Source organism: Methyloceanibacter sp., from assembly GCF_051306395.1.
Classification (GTDB): domain Bacteria; phylum Pseudomonadota; class Alphaproteobacteria; order Rhizobiales; family Methyloligellaceae; genus Methyloceanibacter.
This window is the reverse complement of the sequence record NZ_JBPPND010000062.1, coordinates 1-2,240: the sequence shown is the minus strand read 5'-3', so window position 1 is coordinate 2,240 and position 2,240 is coordinate 1. Positions and strand designations below refer to the sequence as shown.

Here is a 2,240-nt window from a genome sequence, read left to right as displayed (position 1 = left end):
GGGGCTGTTGAACGCCCCCAGCAACGAAGCATGTGGGCCCGTCCCCTTGAAGCAAAGGCACGGGACGCGGGAACTTCGTACGCTAGATGACGGAGTTCAGACCCGCGAGCCGCTGGGAGGTCTTCCGGATTGGGCCGCCCGCACACATCTCGGAAAGAGCGCCCGGAGAGGGCAGTGTGGAGGAGGGTTCCATGGACTTTGTCGACGAAGCCAAGAAGTTCATCCAGCGGGCCACGGAGGCGGGCCACCCCGACGTGGTCAAGGAGAATCTCAAGATGGCCGATTGGTGCCTCGGCCAGGCCATCGAGGAGCGCAGCGGCGCTTCTTCTGCCGCCGAGCCCAACGGCAAGACGGTCCGGCCGTCTTGAGGGGCTAGTTTAGGGGGCCATTTCAGGATCCGACGCGAAAAGGGCGCCGGCCTCCCGGCGCCCTTCTCCACAGCGTAGAGCCGGCGCTTCCTCCGTGCCTGGGCCAGCCGTGCTATTCTGCGCCGCCACCGCAATAAAGCGGGCCTAACGGGGGAGGAGCGGTCATGGCCGCGCATACGGCAATTTCCGAGCATCGCACCTGGTTCACGATATTCGGCATTCTCTTGATCGTGCTTGGCGTCATCGCGATCGCGTTTCCGTTCATGGCGACGATCGCCACGAAGATCTTCTTAGGCTGGTTGTTCCTCATCGGCGGCATCGTGCAGATCGTCCACGCCTTCTCGGTGAAGGGCTGGAGTGAGTTCTTCCTCGATCTCCTGATGGGCCTTCTGTTCCTCGTCGGCGGGGGCTGGCTCGCCTTCTTCCCGCTGACGGGCATCGTCACGCTGACCATCTTCCTGGCGGCGATGTTCGTGATCCAAGGCGTCATCGAGATCGCCATGGCGTTCCGCATGCGGCCGCTCGACGGCTGGGTGTGGATGCTCCTTGCCGGCCTCGTCGCGCTCGCGGTCGGCATTCTCATCCTGTTCGATCTGCCGAGCTCTGCGACCTGGGCCATCGGCCTGCTCGTCGGTATCAATCTCGTGATGACAGGCTGGGCCTATCTGTTGCTGCCGATGATGGTCGGCCGCGCTATGGAGGCATGACCATGTCCGTCACTTTGAGCGACTTGATCGTATGGCTGGTGATCGGCGGGCTCGCCGGCTCTCTGGCAGGGATGCTGGTGACCGCCAAATGGGAGGGGCTCGGCCGGTGGACCAGCCTCGGCGTCGGCCTCGTCGGCGCGCTGATCGGCGGGGCGATCTTCCGGGTGTTCAATATCGCCTCGGGGCTCGAGTCGGTCTCGATCTCGCTGCGGGACGTGCTCGCGGCCGTCGTCGGCTCGCTCATCTTCCTTGCGGTGCTTTGGCTGCTCCGCATGCGCAAAGAGGGCGGCTAGATCACGTGTGGGACGACGCAGCAGCGGCGTCCCATTGTCCTCCCGAGGCTACCGGAAGGGGTACTTCACCAGCCCCTTCTTGCACGCCTTCTTGAACTCGCGCTTGGAGATCCGGCCGTCCTGGTCGGGGCCGTCGGCGAGCTTGAAGTTGACGATAAAGGGCGCGGCATTGGCGCGGTCGAGATAGCGGCCGTCCGGGACGGCGGCGTTCCACACCGTCTTGCACTGCTTCTTGGTCAAGACGGCGGACGGCCGCCCGGACGACATGGTGGCCGCTGTAGCGGTGCCCGACACGAGCAGCACGGCCAAACCGGCAAGAACGAACAGCTTGGTCATGAGGTCTCCTCCATAAGGTGCCGATTCTCCGGCACGAAGCAGTCTCTTAGCCTAGACCGGGGGAGAAATTACGCCCGCGCGGAGCGAGCGCACAGCCCGCAAGCGCCCTTAACCTAAGTCCTTCGTGAACGCGATGGAGTCAAGCGGAAGCAAATTAGGCGGCAATACCGCAAAATGTGTAGGTTTCAATGTCGAGGGCGCTATCCGCCGTGACCCGTGCGCCGAATGGAGGGCCGAGTGAACAATATCATCTATCTCATTGGCTTGGTCGTTGTGATCGCCATCGTCCTGTCGTTTCTCGGGGTGTTCTAGCGGCCAAATCACCCGCTTGGTCGACGGTTCTCCTCGGATGCTATGATTGCGTAGCGCCACAATCTGGAGGAGACGTCTGATGACACGGAACGCCATGGCCGGCATGACCGGACTCGCCGCCGCCTGCGCCCTGACGCTTACGCTCGCCGCAAGCCCGGTGACCGCGGCCGACGAAGAGACGCAGAAGGCCTGCGAGGACAAGGCCGAGAAGCACGACCCGCCGC

The 2,240-nt window shown here is 63.6% G+C and carries 4 protein-coding genes; 3 read left to right on the top strand and 1 reads right to left on the bottom strand.

Going from position 1 to position 2,240, the window contains the following annotated elements; all coding sequences use genetic code 11:
- Nucleotides 1-191 precede the first annotated feature (191 nt).
- From ACSLE4_RS03960 to ACSLE4_RS03950, 3 genes are all read left to right on the top strand, one after another.
- A complete protein-coding gene (locus tag ACSLE4_RS03960) occupies nt 192-368 on the top strand; it encodes a hypothetical protein (RefSeq protein ID WP_435903180.1) in 177 nt (58 codons plus the stop codon).
- A gap of 164 nt (nt 369-532) precedes the next feature.
- Nucleotides 533-1,075 (top strand): HdeD family acid-resistance protein, encoded by a 543-nt coding sequence (locus ACSLE4_RS03955; protein WP_435903179.1) that lies wholly within the window; start codon nt 533-535, stop codon nt 1,073-1,075.
- The gene (locus tag ACSLE4_RS03950) at nt 1,072-1,368 is read left to right on the top strand and encodes a GlsB/YeaQ/YmgE family stress response membrane protein (protein WP_435903178.1); all 297 of its coding nucleotides are present in this window, start codon (nt 1,072-1,074) and stop codon (nt 1,366-1,368) included. The genes ACSLE4_RS03955 and ACSLE4_RS03950 overlap by 4 nt, the downstream gene beginning before the upstream one ends.
- A 48-nt stretch (nt 1,369-1,416) precedes the next feature.
- Here the strand turns inward: ACSLE4_RS03950 and ACSLE4_RS03945 are convergent, their stop codons facing one another.
- The gene (locus ACSLE4_RS03945; RefSeq protein ID WP_435903177.1) at nt 1,417-1,704 is read right to left on the bottom strand and encodes an EF-hand domain-containing protein; all 288 of its coding nucleotides are present in this window, start codon (nt 1,702-1,704) and stop codon (nt 1,417-1,419) included.
- Nucleotides 1,705-2,240: the final 536 nt, after the last annotated feature.